Source organism: Bradyrhizobium sp. CCGE-LA001 (assembly GCF_000296215.2).
In the GTDB taxonomy this organism is placed as follows: Bacteria; Pseudomonadota; Alphaproteobacteria; order Rhizobiales; family Xanthobacteraceae; genus Bradyrhizobium.
Map to the genome: position 1 here is coordinate 5,784,732 of NZ_CP013949.1, position 19,552 is coordinate 5,804,283.

Here is a 19,552-nt window from a genome sequence, read left to right on the forward strand (position 1 = left end):
CCCCGCCGGTCGCCTGGAGGCTTCATGTTCGACGGCCCGTTTGACGTCTTCGCGTTGATCATTGCGATCGCCGCCTTCTTCATCGCGATCAAGGCCTCGAGCCAGGCGGCCGAGCTGCGGCGGCGGCTGAGCTCGCTCGAAGAGATGGTATACGCGCAGCGGCCGGTGCAGCCGCCGCCCGTGCCTGCGTGGGTGCAGGCAGAGACCCCCGCACCAACGCAGGCAGAGCCGCCGCCGCTGGCGCCCGACGCGGAGCCTGCGCCGGCCCCGTCCATCACCGAAGCTGCTGAGCCGCCGCTTGAGGCGAGCCCTGAAGCCGCACCACCGCCGCCACTGCCCGCGCCTGCCCCCGGCTTCGAGGAGCGGCTCGGCACGCGCTGGGTGGTGTGGATCGGCGGGCTTGCGCTCGCGCTCGGCGGCTTCTTCATGGTGCGCTATTCGATCGAGGCCGGCCTGCTCGGCCCCGGCGTGCGCGTGTTCCTCGGCGGCCTGTTCGCGCTGGCGCTGCTGAGTGCCGGCGAATGGACGCGCCGCAAGGAGAGCATCTCGACCATCCAGGCGCTGCCGATCGCCAACATCCCGGCGATCCTCACCGCGGCCGGAACGGCGGTGGCGTTCGCCACCATCTATGCCGCCTATGCGCTCTATGGCTTCCTCGTGCCTGCGACGGCCTTCGTGCTGCTCGGCATCGTCGCGATGGGAACGCTGGCCGCCGCACTTCTGCACGGACCGGCGCTCGCGGGCCTCGGCGTCGTCGGCGCGTTCGTGACGCCGATCCTCGTTTCCAGCGGCAAGCCGGACTATTGGGCGCTCTATATCTATCTCGCCATCGTCACCGCCGCGAGCTTCGGCCTTGCCCGCATCCGGCTGTGGCGCTGGCTCGCTGTGACCACGATCGTGTTCGCCGTGCTCTGGACCTTCCCCGGTCTCGACACTGGCGAGCTTCAGGTCGCGCCGCACGCTTTCCATGTGATCGCCGGCTTCGTGCTGGCCGCGCTGCTCGTCGTTTGCGGCTTCATGTTCGGGCCGACGATCGAGGACGGCGAGATCGAGCCGGTGTCATCGAGCTCGCTCGGCGCCTATCTGTTCGGCGCGATGCTGATCGTGCTGTCGAGCGCACATGCCGATCTAGCGCTGATCGCCTTCGCGCTGCTGGTCGCCGGAACACTGTTCGTCGCCTGGCGCGCGCCGGCCGCGACCGGTGCGCTGGGCGCGGCCGGTGCAGCCGTCTTCATCGTGTTCGCCGAATGGGCGGTGCGCGCCAATCCCGACATGCTGGTGCTGCCGGGCGGCCCGATTGCCGGTGTCGGCCCGACGGCGATCGACGGCTCCGTAACGCTGCATCTGGTGACGGCTGCGGTCTTCGCAGCCGGCTTCGGCATTGCCGGCTTCCTGGCGCAGGGCCGGTCGAACTCGGCCGTCATTCCGGTGGTGTGGTCGGCGGCAGCGGTCGCAACCCCGATCGCGATCCTGGTCGCGCTCTATGCGCGCATCGCCCATCTCGACCGTTCGATCCCGTTCGCGATCCTCGCCGTGCTGCTCGCTGCCGCCTTCGGCGCCGCGACCGAAGCCCTCTCGCGCCGCGACGACCGACCGGGGCTCGCCACGTCCATCGCACTGTTCGCCACGGGCACGCTCGGCGCGCTGGCGCTGGCGCTGACCTTCGCGCTGGAGAAGGGCTGGCTCACGATCGCGCTCGCGCTGATGTCGCTCGGTACGGCCTGGATCTCGTTGCAGCGGCCGATTCCTGTGCTGCGCCGGCTAGCTGCGATTTTCGCCGCGATCGTCACTGCGCGGATCGGCTACGATCCGCGCATCGTCGGCGATGCCGTCGGCACCACGCCGGTCTTCAACTGGCTGCTGTGGGGCTACGGCCTCCCGGCGGCATCGTTCTGGGGCGCGAGCATCTTCCTGCGCCGCCGCGCCGACGACGCGCCGCTGCGCGTGGTCGAGGCAGCGGCCATCCTGTTCACCGCGCTGCTCGCCTTCATGGAGATCCGCCACTTCGCGACCGGCGGCCGCATGACCGCGGTCCCCTCGCTGCTCGAATTCGCTCTCCAGGTTTGCATCACGCTGGCGATGGCGATCGGGCTGGAACGGCTGCGGCTGCGCAGCGGCAGCCTCGTGCACAATGTCGGCGCTGTCGCGCTCACGGCGATCGCCGGCGTCATCAGCGTGTTCGGCCTCCTGATCCTGGAGAACCCGTTGCTGTTCTCCGGCGTCAACGTCGGCGGTCTCGTGTTCAACCTGCTGCTGCTCGGCTATGCCCTGCCGGCCGTGCTGATGCTGCTGCTGTCCTATGCAGTGGCGGGACATCGCTCCGTCGCCTACGCCAACACGATTGCAGGTGGCGCACTGGTGTTCGCACTCAGCTATGTGACCCTGGAGATCCGCCGCTTCTATCACGGCCCGGTCCTGCTCTACGGCGGCACCACGGGCGCGGAGCAATACACCTATTCGATCGGCTGGCTCGCCTTCGGCGTGGTGCTGCTCGGCGTCGGCATCCTCGTCAATTCGGAGCGCGCGCGGCTCGCCTCCGCCGCGGTCATCGCGCTGACGATCCTGAAGGCCTTCGTCATCGACATGTCGACGCTGACAGGCGTCTATCGCGCGCTGTCGTTCATGTGCCTCGGCGTCGTGCTGGTGGCGATCGGCTGGCTCTACCAGCGCATCCTGTTCCGACGGCAGATCGCACCGCCGCCGGCGCCGCAGGCGAGCAGCTAAGGGATCAGGCCGCGCGCACCGATTCCAGGAACTGCGCGACCTCGACCTTCAGGCGGGTGCTGTCGGTCGCGAGCGACTTCGCAGCCGACAGCACTTCGACCGAGGCCTCACCGGTCTCGAACGCACCGCGCTGCACGTCGGTGATGTTCGCCGAGACCTCCTGCGTGCCGACCGAGGCCTGCTGCACGTTGCGGGAAATTTCCTGCGTCGCCGCGCCCTGCTCCTCGACGGCGGCGGCAATCGCCGCGGACACTTCGGACAACCGCTCGATGGTGCCGCCGATCTCCTGGATGGCGCTGACCGATTCCTGGGTGGCGGATTGGATGCCCGACACCTGCGCACCGATCTCGCCGGTCGCCTTCGCAGTCTGCTCCGCCAGCGCCTTGACCTCGGACGCGACGACCGCGAAGCCGCGGCCGGCTTCGCCCGCGCGCGCGGCCTCGATAGTCGCGTTCAACGCCAGCAGGTTGGTCTGGCCTGCGATGGTGTTGATGAGCTCGACGACGTCGCCGATGCGCGCGGCGGCCTGCGACAGCGCGTTGACGCGCTCGTTGGTGCGCGCCGCCTGCTCGACGGCTTCCGCGGCCATCCGCGCCGAGTCCTGAACGCGGCGGCTGATCTCGGTGATGGAGGAGGACAGTTCCTCCGAGGCGGAGGCCACGGCCTGGACATTGGTGGAGGCTTCCTCGGAGGCCGCTGCGACGACGGTCGCAAGCTCCTGGCCGCGCTGCGCCGTATTGGTCAGCGTCGACGCCGATGCCTCGAGCTCGGTCGAGGCCGAGGAGACGGTGCCGACGACCTCGCCGATCATGGCTTCGAACTTGCGGGTGATGGCATCGACGCGGCGGCCGCGCTCGATCTTGGCCTCGGCGTCGAGCCTGGCTGCCTCGTCGGCGGCCTTCTTGGCGATCAGCGCCTCCTTGAAGATCTGGAGCGCATCGGCCATCGCGCCGATCTCGGTCTTCTCGCCGCGATGCGGCACCTCGGCCAAGAGGTCGCCTTCGCCGAGCGATTGCATCGGACGGATGATCGAGGCAATGCCGCGAGAGACGTCGCGCACGAGATAATAGGCCGCGCCGATCGCGATCACGACGGCCGCGACGATGACGCCCACGAGCACGCGGAAGATCAAGGCGTAGCTGTCAGCCGCCTGCTTCGTCTCCAGTTCGGCGCCCTTGTTATTGAGCTCGATGCCTCTCTGGAGCAGCGGATCGGCAGCCTGGGCCATCTTCGCCACCTTGGTCTGCAACATCTCGTTGGCGTCGGTCGGGAAGCGCCCGATGCTCTTGCGCGAGAGCGCCATGACCTCCTGCACGCCATTCAGGTACTCGGCCCACGCCTTGGTCCACTGCTCGTAGAGTGAGCGTTCCTCGGCAGCGTTGATCAGCGGTTCGTAGACCCTGCGAGACTTCTCGATGCGCTCGCGCAGGCCTGCTAGCCGCTTCTCGGCGGCCTCCTTGCCTTCGGCGGTGTCCTGCATCAGATGAAGACGCAGCGCGACGCGCAGTTCGTTGATGTCGGCGCGCATCGAGCCGAGAGCTCGCACGCTCGGCAGCCAGCTCTCCGCGATCTCGACGGTGTGGGCGTTGATGTTCTGCATCGTGCCGATCGCCATCACGCCGACTCCGGCGAGCGAGAGCACGAGGACCGACAGCACGGTCAGCAGCTTGAAAACGATCGACAACTTCGACATCACACAAATCCCGATGATACCGGCAACGCGCACGTCACCCGCGCCTCAGGCGTCATGACGGACGACCGGGCGGGGATCAGTTCAACAATGCTGGCTGGTTCTTATCCCGTAAGATTGCGCCGCATTGTCGCAAGCAGTCGTTAACACGATCCTACGTAAAACTACGGGACACCGCCGGGCAGTCACCATTTCTGCAACCAGCCGCACAGATCTCGGCCCCGTGTGATGGTTTGCAGTAACGACGCAACCAGCGTCACGCCGCTCGCACGGACTCCAGGAAACGCGTCACCTCGCTCTTCAGCCGGTTGCTCTCCTGCGACAGAGACCGTGCGGCCGAATGTACCTGCGCCGAAGCCGCTCCAGTCTCGCCGGCACCACGCTGGACCTGACCGATGTTCTCCGATACCTCCGAGGTGCCATGCGCAGCATTTTGGATGTTGCGGGAGATCTCCTGGGTCGCCGCGCCCTGCTCCTCCACCGCAGCGGCGATGGTCGAGGAGATTTCGGACATGCGCGCGATGGTGTCGCCGATCTCCTTGATCGCACCGACGGAGTCCTCCGTCGCAGCCTGGATTGCGCCGATGTGCTGGCCGATCTCGCCGGTCGCCTTCGCAGTCTGCTCGGCAAGTGCCTTCACTTCCGTGGCCACGACGGCAAAGCCCTTGCCCGCCTCGCCTGCCCGGGCCGCCTCGATCGTGGCATTCAGCGCCAGCAGATTGGTCTGGGCGGCGATGGTATTGATCAGACTGACTACGTCGCCGATGCGGCCGGCCGCTTTCGTCAGCTCGGCGATCCGCGCATTGGTGCGCTGCGCCTGGTCCACGGCAACGTCGGCGACTCGCGCCGATTCTTGCACCTGACGGCTGATCTCGGAGATCGAGGAGGTCATCTCCTCGCTCGCCGCAGACACCGACTGCACGTTGGCAGAGGCCTCCTCCGAGGCCGCTGCCACAGTCGTGGCAAGCCCGTTGCCGCGCTCGGCCGCCTGCGTCAACGTGTTGGAAGACGCCTCAAGCTCGGTTGCCGCCGACGACACGGTCTCGACGATCTCACCGACCGTGCCCTCGAAGGCGTCGGCGAGCCGCCGCATGTCCGCCTTGCGTTGTTCGCGCCCGCGTGCGTCGGCCTCCGCCTGCTCGGCACGCAGCCGCTCGGCGTCCGCCATGTTGGTTCTGAATACCTCGACCGCGCCGGCCATCTCGCCGATCTCGTCGCGGCGTCCGACACCGGGAACGGATATCGAAAGCTCGCCGCGCGCCAGCCGCGTCATGGCCCCTACCATGGCGCCGAGCGCCTTCGAGATCGAGCGGCCGAGCACGAAGCCGATCACGGCGAGCGCGACAAGGGTGACGCCGAAGGCAACGGCCATCCACAAGCGCACGGCCTCGCGGGTCGCCGCTTCAGCGGCGTCGGCCTGTCTGTACATGGCATCGACCGCGGTCCGCACCTCGACCATCATGGGCTCGAGATCGCGAAACGTCTTCATCATGCTGGCATCGAGTGCGGCACTTTGCTGCGCGGTCTCGGCCCAAGCCGCGAACTCGGACTGGTACTTCTGGAGCTTGGACGTGACGTCGTGCATCACCGCCGTCGGGACGGCCACGACCTCGATCGCCTTGGAGAATTCAACTCCGGCCTTCTTCACCTCGGCGACGTATTTGGGATCGCGCCGCAGCATGAAGTCCTTCTCGTGCCGGCGCATCATCAGCATCCAGCTCGTCGTCCGGGGATCGTCGATCTCCTTCAGCTTGACCTCGATGTCGTGCACCGCGGTGCGGAGCGAACCGGAGAGGCCGAGCGTCTCGTTCAACCCGAGCCTGGTCTCGGCCGTCACCTGTGCACCGAAGTCCGCGGCGTAGCGTTTGAACCCGGCGTGGGCCTGCTTCATCTTGTCGGACAACGCACGCATGCCGCCGGCCGCCGTCAGCCGCTCCATTTCCTCGAAATCGCGGTTGATTTGCCCCATCAGTTCACCATGCGCCTTGGCGTAGCTCTCGTTCCGCCGCTGCTGGAAATTCTTCTCGTTGCGGCGCGCTTCCAGCATCTCGATCGAGAGCTGCTTGTTGAGATCGGCGATCGCGCGGGCACGGTTGGCAATTTCGCGGGACGCATCCTGGGAGAGGCTGCCGATCTCATAGATCGCGCCGAAGGCGGCAAGACCGACGAGGCCGAAAAGTCCGATCGCCATGACCTTATGGGTGAGGCGAATGGAAATGCCGCTCATGAATGTGCTCCAACGATGAAGACGCAATACGCGTAGGACGACTCAGCGCCCGGACAATTGCAGAGATCATGCCTACATCGCTTTTCCGGAAGGTTAACCCTGCGCGAATCTGTCGCGGCACGGCAGTACGGATGCGCGCTGCCGCGGCGCCATCACGCGCGTCGGTTGCAGACCTTCTGTTGAGAGACGCCACGGTCGGGCCGCGGGACACCGGCCAACCCTCGACCTTCAGTCGATCGCTGTCGCCAGAAACATCTGCGCGGGGACAGCACCTGCGAGGACGCCCAGCCCCCGTCTCTATCGTCGTGCGCTGCACAAGTCGATCACAAGCAGCGATGGAGGCCTCGTTCTACCGCATCACGGTTTCTCCCACGAGGCTGATACAGAAGACCGGCTTCTTGTTTTCGTCGAGCAGCTCCATGCGCCACTCGCCATTCGGCTTCAGGCCGCGGGCGATGCTGCCGAGCAGATTGGCGCAGACCTCGGTCATTTCGGTCCAGGCCGCTGCGCGGTCCTCGAACTCGTAGGGCTGATCGGCGGCGCCGGAATAACGGCCGGTGCTGATGCGGAAGAAGTACAGCGACATCGTTGAACCCTTGCGTAGGGCCGCGTCCCTCGGCCGTACGCAAACTGGGACGCGAACAGCTACCAACGCATGAAAACCGCCGTCCGTACGACTACGGCGCGGCGACTCCGTGCTCGATCGATGTCTTCAACGGGAAAAGTGTGCGGGAACGGTCCGCAGCCGACTCACTGCGTAGAGCGGCGCAGCTCCAGCGGAGCCTCGATCTTCGGGGCTTCCGATTTGGCTTCCGCCTTCACCGGCTCAAGGCGACCGCTCTCGACACGCGGCGTCTCGACGCGCGCGGCGACTTCGGTGTGCGGTGCAGGGACCGAACCGGTACGCTCCGAAGAGCGCAGCGAACGCGGACGCGCGGCGGCGCGCGCCATCAGCATCTGATTGCCGCCCTGATGGTGGAAGTCGCAATAGGCGAAGCCCATGCCGGAGACCGAGCCGCGGAAGCTGCGATCATCGGTCTTTTCAAGGTTGAAACAGGGCTCGAACGGAATTCCCTTGATCGAGGCGCAGACGTTCTGGCCGCGGATCTGGAGCGTGTTGCCGGGCAGGCGGAGATGTTTGACCGGGCCCGCGCCCGAGAACTGCACGGCGCCGGCAGCGCCGAGGTCGTCGAGAATGCGGCCCGCACCGCGGGTGCCATCGAAGCAGGTGAAGGCGAACACCTTGCCGGCGACGAAGCGGCGCGCCTCATCAGCATTCATGCTTCCGGCAATGGCCGGCGCAAACGTCACTGCCGCCGTGACAGCCCCCAACACAATACGCGCAAGCATGCTCTACTCCGAACCCAACCCCCGCAGCGGGCGATGCCGTATCTTCCTTTACCCGCTGCTTACCATACCAACCATGGCAACATTGGAGCAGGTTGGTTGGTAAAGTCTGAACGCCGTTAGACAATTTTTACCACGATACGGCCGCGGACCTCGCCGGCGAGGATTTTCGCGCCCCAGTCAGGCGCCTCGGAAAGCGAAATTTCCTTAGTGATTTCAGCGAGCTTCGTCCGATCCAGATCGGACGCAAGGCGCTGCCAGGCGGCCTTTCGCGGCTCGATCGGGCACATCACCGAATCGATGCCGAGAAGGCACACCCCGCGTAAAATGAACGGTGCGACGGACGATGGCAGGTCCATGCCGGCCGCCAGGCCGCAGGCCGCGATCGCGCCACCGTACTTCGTCATCGACAGCAGGTTGGCGAGCGTGGTCGAGCCGACGCTGTCAACGCCACCCGCCCAGCGCTCCTTGGCCAAAGGCTTTGCCGGCGCCGACAATTCGTTGCGGTCGATCACTTCGGCTGCACCCAGGTGTTTCAGGTAGTCGGCCTCCGAGGCACGGCCGGTCGAGGCGATGACGTGGTAGCCGAGCTTCGACAGCACCGCCGTCGCAACCGAGCCGACGCCGCCAGCCGCGCCCGTCACCACGACAGGGCCGCTCTTCGGCGAGATGCCGTGCTTCTCCAGCGCCAGCACTGAGAGCATCGCGGTGAAGCCGGCGGTGCCGATCGCCATGGCGTCGCGCGCCGACAGGCCCTGCGGCAACGCGACCAGCCAATCGCCCTTCACCCGCGCCTTCTCGGCATAGGCGCCGAGATGGGTTTCGCCCATGCCCCAGCCGGTGCAAACCACTTGGTCGCCCGCCTTCCAATGCGGGTGCGAGGACGCTTCGACCGTGCCGGCGAAATCGATGCCGGCTATCATCGGGAAACGGCGCACCACCGGCGCCTTGCCGGTGAGCGCGAGGCCATCCTTGTAGTTCAGCGTCGACCATTCCACGCGCACGGTGACGTCACCGTCCATCAGTTCGGCTTCGTCGAACTGCGTGAGAGCGGCGGTAGTGCCTTTATCCGCCTTGTCGATCCGGATTGCCTTGAATGTGCCCACGACTGAACTCCCTGACTTGTTTGTCGGGAATGTTTAGCCGATCAGGCAGGCTGCGCAACCGCCCGCTGAACCGGTTTCTCCACGATGGGAAGATTGATCAGCGCGGAGAGCACACCAAACAGGATCGAGAGCCACCAGATCGGCGTGTAGGAACCGAAGCGCTCGAACACGATGCCCCCCAACCAGACGCCGAGAAAGCCGCCGACCTGATGGCTGACGAAGGCGAAGCCGTAGAGCGTCGCAAGCCAGCGCGTGCCGAACATCAGCGCCACTAGCGCGGAGGTCGGCGGCACCGTCGACAGCCAGGTCAGGCCCGAGACCGCGCCGAATGCGATCGCCGAGAATGGCGTGATCGGGAATGAGATGAAGGCGAGCGTCGCAAGCGCGCGGGTGAAGTAGATCGTCGAGAGGATGTAGCGCTTGGGCAGCGAGTTCTGGAGGTAGCCGACGCTGAGCGAGCCCACGATGTTGAACAGGCCGATCGCCGCGATCACCCAGCCGCCGGTTTGCGCCGTGATGCCGCTATCGACCAGGAAGGCGGGCAGATGCACGGTGATGAAGGCGAGCTGGAAGCCACAGGTGAAGAAGCCAAGCACCAAGAGCACGTAAGAGCGGTGGCCGAAGGCCTCTGCGAGCGCCCTCGTGAACGTCTGCTCGTCCGCGGGCGTCGTGTTGGCAGTGCTCGCGACCGGCGGCGTCGAGAGTGCCAGCGATAGCGGGATGATCAGCAGCATCAGGAAGCCGAATACGGAGAGCGCCTGTTGCCAGCCGAAATTGTCGATCAGCGCGACGCCGATCGGCGCGAACAGGAACTGTCCGAAGGATCCCGCCGCGGTGCCGGCGCCGAGCGCAAGGCCGCGCTTCTCGGCCGGCAGGAGCTTGCTGAACGCCGACAGCACCAGATTGAACGAGCAGCCGGCGAGACCGAAGCCGATCATGACGCCGGCGCCGATGTCGAGCGACAGCGGCGTCGAGGAGTAGCGCATCATGAGCAGGCCGCCGGCATAGAGCAGAGCACCGACACACATTACGCGGAAAAGGCCGAACCGATCGGCGACCGCTCCCGCGACGGGCTGGCCGAGGCCCCACAGCAGGTTCTGGACGGCGATCGCAAGGCCGAACACGTCGCGGCCCCAAGCGAACTCATGGCTCATCGGCTGCACGAAGAAGCCCAGCACCGAGCGCGGACCGAAGCCGAGCATGCCGATCGCGCAGCCGCAGAGGATGATGACAGCCGGGGTGCGCCAATTGGAGGCACGTGAGGCCTGAAGCTCGCCTACCTGTGTCGACATGGTGTTCCTCGTCTGTCGCTGGCGGCTCCGCGGATAGCAAGCCCCAGCGACGCACTTAATGCATCTGCATGAAAATCCCAAGCTGAAAACGATTGCATTCCAAGAAGGGCTGCCGCGGGAGCATTGCGTTTCCTGCGTCCGGTCCGAGACAGGCCGGCGACTTGACGGGAATGTGTGTGGCAGCCCCTAGCGGGCACCCAGGAAGCATGTTACCTTTGATTTACTCACGTTGAGCATATCTAACTCCTGATCTTATCTGCTCCGGCCTGCAGGTCGGAATATTCGGGCTTTAGATATACTCATATTGAGTATATTGTATCTGAGGGAGGCTTCGATGCCGATCACTGGAATTTACGGCCCCGACGATTTCGCCAACCGGCCGCAGGGCCAGACCGTCAACAGCGTCCCTCCCCCCACGCCCCGCCGGCCCGAACTGGCCCTGCCGACGCCCTCACTGGATTGGACGCCAACGGTCGAGCGCGCCACCGCATCCCTCTACGAGCGCGTGAAGCACGTGATCCCACCGATCGAATGGCCGCTGATGGCACCGACGATCAAGGCGATCAACGAACTGAAGCGCGCCCGGAACGCCGTGATCCTCGCGCACAATTACCAGGCGCCGGAGATCTTCCACTGCGTTGCCGACATCGGCGGCGACTCGCTTCAACTCGCGGTCGAAGCCACCAAGGTGAAGGCCGACATCATCGTGCAGTGCGGCGTGCACTTCATGGCGGAGACCTCGAAGCTGCTCAACCCGGACAAGACGGTGTTGATACCGGACTCGCGAGCCGGCTGCTCGCTCGCCGCCAGCATCACCGGGGCCGACGTGCGCCTGCTCCGCGAAAAGTTTCCTGGCGTGCCTGTGGTCGCCTACGTCAACACTTCGGCGGAGGTGAAAGCCGAGGTCGACATCTGTTGCACGTCGTCGAACGCGGTGCAGGTGGTCGAGAGCCTGAACGCGCCGAGCGTGATCTTCCTCCCCGACCGCTATCTCGCGACCTACGTGGCGTCCAAGACCGACGTGAAGATCATCGCCTGGAAGGGCGCCTGCGAGGTGCACGAGCGCTTCACGGGCGACGAGCTGCGCGGCCTCCGCGAAGCCGATCCCACGGTGCAGATCATCGCGCATCCCGAATGCCCCCCGGACGTGCTGGCGGAAGCCGACTTCACCGGCTCGACCGCGCACATGATCAGCTGGGTGCGCGACAAGCGGCCGCGGCGATTGGTGATGATCACGGAATGCTCGATGGCCGACAACGTCCGGGCCGAGCTGCCCGATGTGGAGATGCTGCGCCCCTGCAATCTCTGCCCGCACATGAAGCGCATCACGCTCGCCAACATCCTGGAGAGCCTGCTGACGCTCCGCGAGGAAGTGACCATCGATCCCGCGCTCGCGAGCCGCGCGCGCCAATCGGTCGAGCGGATGATCAACCTGAAGAACTGAGTACGAAGCGCAGCAACGACCACAGCTGTCGTCCCGGACAAGCGCAGCGAAGCGGAGCGAAGATCCGGGACCCATAACCACAGGCAGATGTTTGGCGATGACTCGTGGTGATGAGCTCGCGTCGCAACTACTCCCTGGGATTATGGATCCCGCCTTCGCGGGGACGACTGCGTAGCAAGAGGAAATATCATGGCCAACAATATCCACGACCTCACCCGCAGCACCGACCACGTCGTCATCGTCGGCGGCGGCCTCGCCGGGCTGTTCTGCGCGCTGAAGCTGGCGCCGCGGCCAGTGACGCTGATCTCGGCCGCGCCGCTCGGGCGGGGCGCATCATCGGCATGGGCGCAAGGCGGCATCGCGGCGGCGATGGCCGAAGGCGACAGCCCCGAAGCGCATGCGGCGGATACCGTCGCGGTCGGCGGCGGCCTCGTCGACGAAGCGGTCGCGCTCGGCATCGCGCGTGAGGCCGGGCCGCGGATTCATGATCTGCTAGCCTATGGCGTGCCATTCGACCGCGACCTCGAAGGCAGGCTCGCCATGGGGCGCGAGGCGGCGCACTCGGCGCGACGCATCGTGCATGTGCGCGGCGACGGCGCGGGAGCCGCGATCATCGCCGCGTTGAGCGAGGCCGTGCGCCGCACGCCGTCGATCCGCATCATCGAAGGTTTCGCCGCCGAAGCGTTGTTGACCGAGGATGGCGCGGTCACCGGTCTTCAGCTGCGCGATGCCGACAATCCCACCGCACGGCCGATCCTCCTCGCCTCGGGCGCGATCGTGCTCGCCACCGGCGGCCTCGGGCATCTCTATGCCGTCACCACCAATCCGCGCGAGGCCGGCGGCTCGGGCCTTGCGATCGCCGCACGCGCCGGCGCCGTGATCGCCGATCCCGAATTCGTGCAGTTCCACCCCACCGCCATCATGGCCGGGCGTGATCCCGCGCCCCTTGCAACGGAGGCACTACGCGGCGAAGGCGCGACGCTGATCAACGGCCGCGGCGAGCGCTTCATGACGGCACGCCATCCGCTTGCCGAGCTCGCGCCGCGCGACATAGTCGCCCGCGGCGTGTTCGCGGAGATTGCGGCCGGGCGAGGCGCGTTCCTCGATGCGCGGCAGGCGCTGGGCGCGCGCTTCGCCGAAAGATTTCCGACCGTCCATGCGAGCTGCATTGCTGCCGGCATCGATCCCGCCAGCCAGGCCGTCCCGATCGCGCCCGCCGCGCACTATCATATGGGCGGCATTGCCGTGAATGCGCGCGGCCGCAGCTCGATCGACGGGCTCTGGGCGGCGGGCGAAGTGTCCTGCACCGGCGCGCATGGCGCCAACCGGCTCGCCTCCAATTCGCTGCTGGAAGCCGTGGTCTATGCCGCGCGCATTGCCGAGGACATCGCCGGCTGTGCCGTCCCCTCGCTTGCCCGGCTTCCCGACGCGTTGGTGACGTCGCACGGCGCCGCACCGGATGCTGCGGCCGTGAAACGGCTCCGGACGATGATGAGTGCACGGGTCGGCGTGATCCGCGACGACGATGGCCTGACCGATGCCGTCCGCAGCTTCGCCGCCCTCGAGCGCGAGGCTGCGAGCATCGCGCTGCGCAACATGGCAGCGGCTGCGCTGCTCGTGACCGCCGCGGCCTGGATCCGGCGTGAGAGCCGCGGCGCGCACTTCCGCTTGGATCACCCGGCTGAACTCCCTGCCCTGGCGAAGCGAACGATGACCACGCTCGCCGCTATGCGCGAGGCCGCCGACGGCCTCGCCGATCGCTCAACACCGCGCATCGCGCAACCCCTGATGGCCTGACGGAGTTCTCATGATCACCGCAATCTCACTGCTCTATCCCGACGCCTTCCTCTCCCCGCTCGCGGTTGACGCGGCCGTGCAGCGCGCACTCGACGAAGATCTCGGGCGTGCCGGCGACGTCACCTCGCTGGCGACGATTCCGGAAGCAACGACGGCGCAGGCGATCCTGGTCGCGCGGCAGTCCGGCGTCATCGCCGGCTTGCCGCTGGCGCTGGCGACGTTGCAAAAGCTCTCGTCCGACATTGAGGTGCGCGCGCATGTCCGCGACGCCGCACGCGTTGCCCGTGGGCAGCATGTGCTGACGATGTCAGGGCCCGCGCGCGCCATTCTCACGGCCGAGCGGACCGCGCTCAACTTCGTCGGGCGCCTCTCCGGCGTCGCGACGCTCACGGCCGACTATGTCGCCCGCACCGAAGGCACGCGGATGCGCATTTGCTGCACGCGCAAGACGACCCCCGGCCTGCGCGCGCTGGAGAAATATGCCGTGCGCTGCGGCGGCGGCTTCAATCACCGCTTCGGCCTCGACGATGCGATCCTGATCAAGGACAACCACATCGCGGTCGCCGGCGGCATCCGCCCGGTGCTGGAGCGCGCCCGCGCCCATGCCGGCCATCTCGTCAAGATCGAGATCGAGGTAGACACGCTGGCGCAGCTGCGCGAGGTGCTCGCCACCGGAATGGCCGACGCGGTGCTGCTCGACAACATGGACCTCGCCACGCTGCGTGAGGCCGTGAGGCTCAACGAGGGGCGGCTCGAGTTGGAGGCATCCGGCGGCGTCACGCTGGACTCGATCGCGGCCATTGCGGCGACCGGTGTCGACTACGCCTCCGCCGGCGCGCTGACGCATTCGGCGCCGAACTTCGACTGTGCGCTCGATATCGAAGCGTAAGGGAACTTCTCTCGTCATGGCCGGGCTTGTCCCGGCCATCCACGGATTGCCATGCGCTGCGAAGAACGGGGATGCCCGGGACGAGCCCGGGCATGACGATCACTACCGCCGCTCGCCCATTTCCGCGGAGCTCTTGGCTTCCTGCGCGAGCTCGGCGGAGAGCGCCGCGGTCTGTGCGGGCGTGCCCCAGGCCGGCGCCTCGCTGCCGTCGCCCCATTTGCGCGGGCGATAGAAGGTGTGCACGCCGGTCTTGTACATCTTCTTCATCTCGGCGACCCAGGACGGGCGCACCCAATAGGCATGGTAATGCGTGGACTTGCCGACCTCGGGCAGCCAGATCTGGCCGTCGAGCATGGCCTTCGAAATCTTCTTCGCGCGCTCCCACATCTCGGGCTCGCGGATCACGTCGGTGTTGTTGTCGCAGGCGAAGGTGAACTGGCAGGCGAGATGGCGGTGCTTGTTCTGATAGACCGCGCCGCACACGGTGTCGGGATATTTGCCGGAGAACACGCGGTTCATCACCACTTGCGCCACCGCGATCTGGCCGCGCACGGCTTCGCCGCGGGCCTCGAAATAAACGGCTTCAGCAAGGCACTTCTCGGACTTGGCGCGCGACTTGTCGTCGAGCGCGAGCCGCTCCGCCGGCGACTTGGTGCGCTGGTTGTCGGCATTGACCTCGCCCTTCGGCGCGACGCTCTCGCCGCTCTCGATGTCCTTGGCGATTTCCGCCGTTGGCGGCGACAGCGAGGCCGTCACCTTCATGTCGGGATCGGGCGTCACGATCAGCGGCTCGGCGCCAGGCTGCCAGCTCTCGATGCTTTCGAGATTGCCGCCGAGCGAGGAGCTGCCGAAGAACAGGTTCGACGTCTTGACGCTAAAGGGATCGCGTGCGGGCGCGGCCGGCGCGGTGGCCCGCTTCAGCGCTTCCAGCGGCTGCACCGCGAACGCGCGCGCGGCATCGCTCGCCTGCGGCGCATTGGTGTATTGCGGCAGCGGCGGCGCGCGGAGCGCTTCCTGGAGCTCGGGATCGAGCGCGGCTGCGGTTTCCGGCGACATCGCTTGCGGCAACGCCGCGGTCTTGGCACCGAACACCGAACTGTTCGACGTCGCGGGATCTTCCTGCGCGGGCGCTGACGGCGCAGCCGTGTCGGGAGACGTTGTCGGCGCCGCGATCGCGAGGCGATCACCCTTCATCGAACGGTCGACCTTGGGAAAATCGGCGGCCTGGTAGCGCGGCGGCGCCTGCAGCGCCGGATTGCGGCTGATCGCGCCGGTGACGTCGCGGCCATCGATGCTCGCGAGACGAACCATCGCGCTCTGCGGAACGGAAGTGCCAATGGGCCGGGAGAAGCTGTAAGTTGCCAGCTGAATGGAGGACGCGGCGGAAAAGACCTGCTTCTGCCACCGCTCGGCGACGCCGGGTTGACGTGCCAAGAGCGAGGCAATGTCCTGATAGCCGGTCTCTCTCGGCATCAATGCGAAGATGCAGAGACCGATGCCGAAGGACGCGAACCGCGCGCCCTTCGGATGGTTACGCAACACTGACATCGTTACGCTCACGCTACGCTTACGCCAGAAAGACCGAACGTCAGTACATCCGTGCAATTCGATCTTTATCGTAAGTATCCAATTTAGGTTGCCGGGGCGTTAATCCGCGTTGCGCGCACGGCACACTCAAGCGAGTACGGGTGTTTTCACGGGGAGATTGAGCGTATTGGTAAATGCTACACGAGCCAAAGCGGTAAACAACCGGTCAACGCGAATGGTGAAGGAACTCTTGACGAAACGTGTCATTACGGGACGCGTGGGGTTTCCGCTGTTTTAGCGTTTCACAAGGCGCCTCCGCAGCTGTCATGCTCCGCGAAGGCGGGGCATCCAGTACGCCGCGGCCTCTCGAGTAGATCACTCCTGTCTCGGAGTACTGGATCGCCCGGTCAAGCCGGGCGATGACACCGAGTGTCGCGCGCTCGCAATGACGTTTGGTGAGAGCGTTGCACGAAATGAAAGAGGCGGGGCTTGGCCCCGCCTCTTTCGCATTCAACACTACAATGCGTCTTACGCCTGGCTCGCGACGGCCTTGCCGAGTGCGGCCTGCGCGGCGGCGAGGCGCGCGATCGGCACGCGGTAGGGCGAGCACGAGACGTAGTCGAGGCCGATCTGGTGGCAGAAGGCGACCGAAGCGGGATCGCCGCCGTGCTCGCCACAGATGCCGACCTTGAGCTGCGGGCGCGTCTTGCGGCCGCGCGCGACGCCGATCTTGACGAGTTCGCCGACGCCTTCCTGATCGAGCGCGATGAAGGGATCGACCGAGAGGATGCCCTTCGCAACGTAGGGACCGAGGAAGCTCGCCGCGTCGTCGCGGCTGATACCGTAGGTGGTCTGCGTCAGGTCGTTGGTGCCGAACGAGAAGAACTCGGCCGACTGCGCGATCTCGGCCGCGAGCAGGCAGGCGCGCGGCAGCTCGATCATGGTGCCGACCTGATAGGCGAGCTTGGTGTTGGTGTCGCGCATCACCGCCTGCGCGGTGGCATCGATCCGCGCCTTGACGAGGTCGAGCTCCGCCTTGGTCGCGATCAGCGGCACCATCACCTCGAGGCCGACGGCCTTGCCGGTGCGCTTCTGCGCCTCGACCGCAGCCTCGAAGATCGCGCGGGCCTGCATCTCCGCGATCTCGGGATAGGCGATCGCGATGCGGCAGCCGCGGAAGCCGAGCATCGGATTGAACTCCGAGAGTTCGCGCGCACGGTCGGCGAGGCGCCGCGGGTCGGTGTTCATGGCGCGCGCCACTTCCTCGACCTCGGCATGGGTGTGCGGCAAGAACTCGTGCAGCGGCGGATCGAGCAAGCGGATCGTGACGGGCAGGCCCTTCATGATCTCGAACAGCTCGACGAAATCGGCGCGCTGCATCGGCAACAGCTTGGCGAGCGCGGCACGGCGCGACTGCTCGTCCTCGGAGAGGATCATCTCGCGCACCGTGCGGATGCGGGTCTCCTCGAAGAACATGTGCTCGGTGCGGCAGAGGCCGATGCCTTCCGCGCCGAACTTGATCGCGGTGCGCGCATCATCGGGCGTGTCGCCGTTGACGCGGACGCCGATCTTGCGGACCTGGTCGGCCCAGGTCATGAGCGTGCCGAACTCGCCGGACAGTTCCGGCTCGATCATCGGCATCCGGCCGGCCAGCACCTGGCCGAGCGAGCCGTCGATAGTGATCACGTCGCCGGTCTTGAAGGTGCGCGAGCCGATGCTCATGGTGCCGCGGCCGTAATCGACGCGGATGGTGCCGCAGCCGGAGACGCAGGGCTTGCCCATGCCGCGCGCGACCACCGCCGCATGCGAGGTCATGCCGCCGCGCGTCGTCAGGATGCCCTCGGCGGCATGCATGCCGTGGATGTCTTCCGGGCTGGTCTCGATGCGGACCAGAATGACTTTGCGTCCGTCGCCCTGGAGCTTGGCCGCTTCGTCCGAGGAGAACACGATCTCGCCGGAGGCGGCACCCGGCGAAGCCGGCAGGCCGGTCGCGATGACGTCGCGCTTGGCATTGGGATCGATGGTCGGATGCAGCAGCTGGTCGAGCGAGGCCGGATCGATGCGGATGACCGCTTCCTTCTTCGAGATCAGGCCTTCATTGGCGAGCTCGACCGCGATGCGGAGCGCGGCCTTGGCGGTGCGCTTGCCGCCGCGGGTCTGCAGCATCCAGAGTTTGCCGCGCTCGACGGTGAACTCCATGTCCTGCATGTCGCGGTAGTGCTTTTCGAGCTGCGTGTAGATTCGCGTCAGCTCCTTGAAGGCCTCCGGCATCGCCGATTCCATCGACGCCTTGTCGGAGCCCGACTCCTTGCGTGCATCCTCGGTGATGTCCTGCGGCGTGCGGATGCCCGCCACCACGTCCTCGCCTTGGGCGTTGATCAGGAACTCGCCGTAGAGCTTGCTCTCGCCGGTGGAGGGATTGCGCGTGAAGGCAACGCCGGTGGCCGAGGTCTCGCCCATGTTGCCGAACACCATGGCCTGCACGTTGACCGCGGTGCCCCAGGATTCCGGAATGTCGTGCAGCTTGCGGTAGGTCACCGCGCGCGCATTCATCCAGGACGAAAACACCGCGCCGATCGCGCCCCAGAGCTGGTCGTGCGGATCCTGCGGGAATTCCTTGCCGATCTCGCGCGCGACCGCGTCCTTGTACTTGCCGACCAGTTCGACCCAGTCGTCGGCCGACAAGTCAGTATCGAGCGTGTAGCCCTGGCTGTCCTTGAAGGTGTCGAGGATCTCCTCGAAGTGATGATGCTCGAAGCCGAGCACCACGTCGGAATACATGGTGATGAAGCGGCGGTAGCTGTCATAGGCGAAGCGGCGGTCGCCCGACAATTCGGCCAGCGCTTCCACGGTCTGGTCGTTAAGGCCGAGGTTGAGCACGGTGTCCATCATGCCCGGCATCGAGGCACGCGCGCCGGAGCGCACGGAGACCAGCAGCGGGTTCCCGGTGTCGCCGAACACCTTGCCCGTCAGTTTGCCGACATGGTCCAGCGCCTTCTCGACCTGCGACTGCAACTCCTTGGGGTAGGACTTGTCGTGTGCGTAGAAGTAGGTGCAGACCGAGGTCGGGATGGTGAAGCCGGGAGGCACGGGCAGACCGAGATTGGCCATCTCAGCGAGGTTGGCGCCCTTGCCGCCGAGCAGGTCGCGCATCTCCGAGCGGCCCTCGGCCTTGCCGTCGCCGAACGTGTACACCCATTTGCCGGCCTTGGCCGCCGTCGGCGCGGCCTTGGCGGGCGCAGCCTTCTTCGGCGCGGGCTTCGCAGCGACCTTCGGCGCAGCCGCCTTGGTCACGGCCTTCGCCGCCGGCTTGGCGGCGGGCTTTGCAGAAGGCTTGGCAACCGGCTTCGGCGCGCTCTTAGCCAGCGCCTTGCGGGCCGGCGGCGCAGCTTTAGCGGCGGCCGAGGACTTTGATTTCACTGGCATTTTCGCTGGGATTTTCTTCGGCTTCGAGGCGGCTTTGGCCATAGCTTGCACACAACCTGCGAGAGGAATGGGAAATCGCGGGC

Annotated in this window: 12 protein-coding genes; 4 read left to right on the forward strand and 8 right to left on the reverse strand. The window is 66.4% G+C overall.

Annotated elements, in window-relative coordinates:
- Positions 1–24: 24 nt before the first annotated feature.
- Positions 25–2,724 carry a DUF2339 domain-containing protein gene (locus BCCGELA001_RS27105; protein WP_060736720.1) on the forward strand — a complete coding sequence of 900 codons (2,700 nt, stop codon included), beginning with the start codon at positions 25–27 and terminating at the stop codon, positions 2,722–2,724.
- Between the two features lie 4 nt (positions 2,725–2,728).
- Here BCCGELA001_RS27105 and BCCGELA001_RS27110 read toward each other — a convergent pair whose 3' ends face one another.
- The 6 genes from BCCGELA001_RS27110 to BCCGELA001_RS27135 all read right to left on the reverse strand — a co-directional run bounded on the left by BCCGELA001_RS27110 (position 2,729) and on the right by BCCGELA001_RS27135 (position 10,386).
- A complete protein-coding gene (locus BCCGELA001_RS27110; protein WP_060736721.1) occupies positions 2,729–4,417 on the reverse strand; it encodes a methyl-accepting chemotaxis protein in 1,689 nt (562 codons plus the stop codon).
- Positions 4,418–4,670: 253 nt separating this feature from the next.
- On the reverse strand, positions 4,671–6,641 hold the full coding sequence (locus BCCGELA001_RS27115; RefSeq protein WP_060736722.1) for a methyl-accepting chemotaxis protein: 1,971 nt from the start codon (positions 6,639–6,641) through the stop codon (positions 4,671–4,673).
- A gap of 349 nt (positions 6,642–6,990) precedes the next feature.
- Positions 6,991–7,227: a DUF6894 family protein gene (locus BCCGELA001_RS27120; protein ID WP_008562160.1), complete on the reverse strand. Its 237-nt coding sequence runs from the start codon at positions 7,225–7,227 to the stop codon at positions 6,991–6,993.
- Between the two features lie 164 nt (positions 7,228–7,391).
- Positions 7,392–7,991, reverse strand: a complete 600-nt coding sequence (locus BCCGELA001_RS27125; RefSeq protein ID WP_060736723.1) for a hypothetical protein — start codon at positions 7,989–7,991, stop codon at positions 7,392–7,394.
- 116 nt (positions 7,992–8,107) lie between these two features.
- Positions 8,108–9,094: an acrylyl-CoA reductase (NADPH) gene (gene acuI, locus BCCGELA001_RS27130; protein ID WP_060736724.1), complete on the reverse strand. Its 987-nt coding sequence runs from the start codon at positions 9,092–9,094 to the stop codon at positions 8,108–8,110.
- Between the two features lie 41 nt (positions 9,095–9,135).
- On the reverse strand, positions 9,136–10,386 hold the full coding sequence (locus BCCGELA001_RS27135) for an MFS transporter (protein ID WP_008562149.1): 1,251 nt from the start codon (positions 10,384–10,386) through the stop codon (positions 9,136–9,138).
- Between the two features lie 334 nt (positions 10,387–10,720).
- Here BCCGELA001_RS27135 and nadA point away from each other — a divergent pair, with 334 nt between their 5' ends.
- The 3 genes from nadA (at position 10,721) to nadC (ending at position 14,516) form a co-directional block, all read left to right on the forward strand.
- Positions 10,721–11,830, forward strand: coding sequence for a quinolinate synthase NadA (nadA, locus tag BCCGELA001_RS27140; protein WP_008562147.1), 1,110 nt, complete (start codon positions 10,721–10,723; stop codon positions 11,828–11,830).
- A gap of 189 nt (positions 11,831–12,019) precedes the next feature.
- Positions 12,020–13,627: an L-aspartate oxidase gene (locus BCCGELA001_RS27145; protein ID WP_060736725.1), complete on the forward strand. Its 1,608-nt coding sequence runs from the start codon at positions 12,020–12,022 to the stop codon at positions 13,625–13,627.
- A 10-nt stretch (positions 13,628–13,637) separates the two neighbouring features.
- Positions 13,638–14,516: a carboxylating nicotinate-nucleotide diphosphorylase gene (gene nadC, locus BCCGELA001_RS27150; protein WP_008562133.1), complete on the forward strand. Its 879-nt coding sequence runs from the start codon at positions 13,638–13,640 to the stop codon at positions 14,514–14,516.
- A 102-nt stretch (positions 14,517–14,618) separates the two neighbouring features.
- Here nadC and BCCGELA001_RS27155 read toward each other — a convergent pair whose 3' ends face one another.
- Together BCCGELA001_RS27155 and ppdK are read right to left on the reverse strand one after the other, a co-directional pair.
- Positions 14,619–16,064 carry a cell wall hydrolase gene (locus BCCGELA001_RS27155; RefSeq protein ID WP_060736726.1) on the reverse strand — a complete coding sequence of 482 codons (1,446 nt, stop codon included), beginning with the start codon at positions 16,062–16,064 and terminating at the stop codon, positions 14,619–14,621.
- Positions 16,065–16,571: 507 nt separating this feature from the next.
- Positions 16,572–19,511 (reverse strand): pyruvate, phosphate dikinase, encoded by a 2,940-nt coding sequence (gene ppdK, locus BCCGELA001_RS27160; RefSeq protein ID WP_060736727.1) that lies wholly within the window; start codon positions 19,509–19,511, stop codon positions 16,572–16,574.
- Positions 19,512–19,552 lie beyond the last annotated feature (41 nt).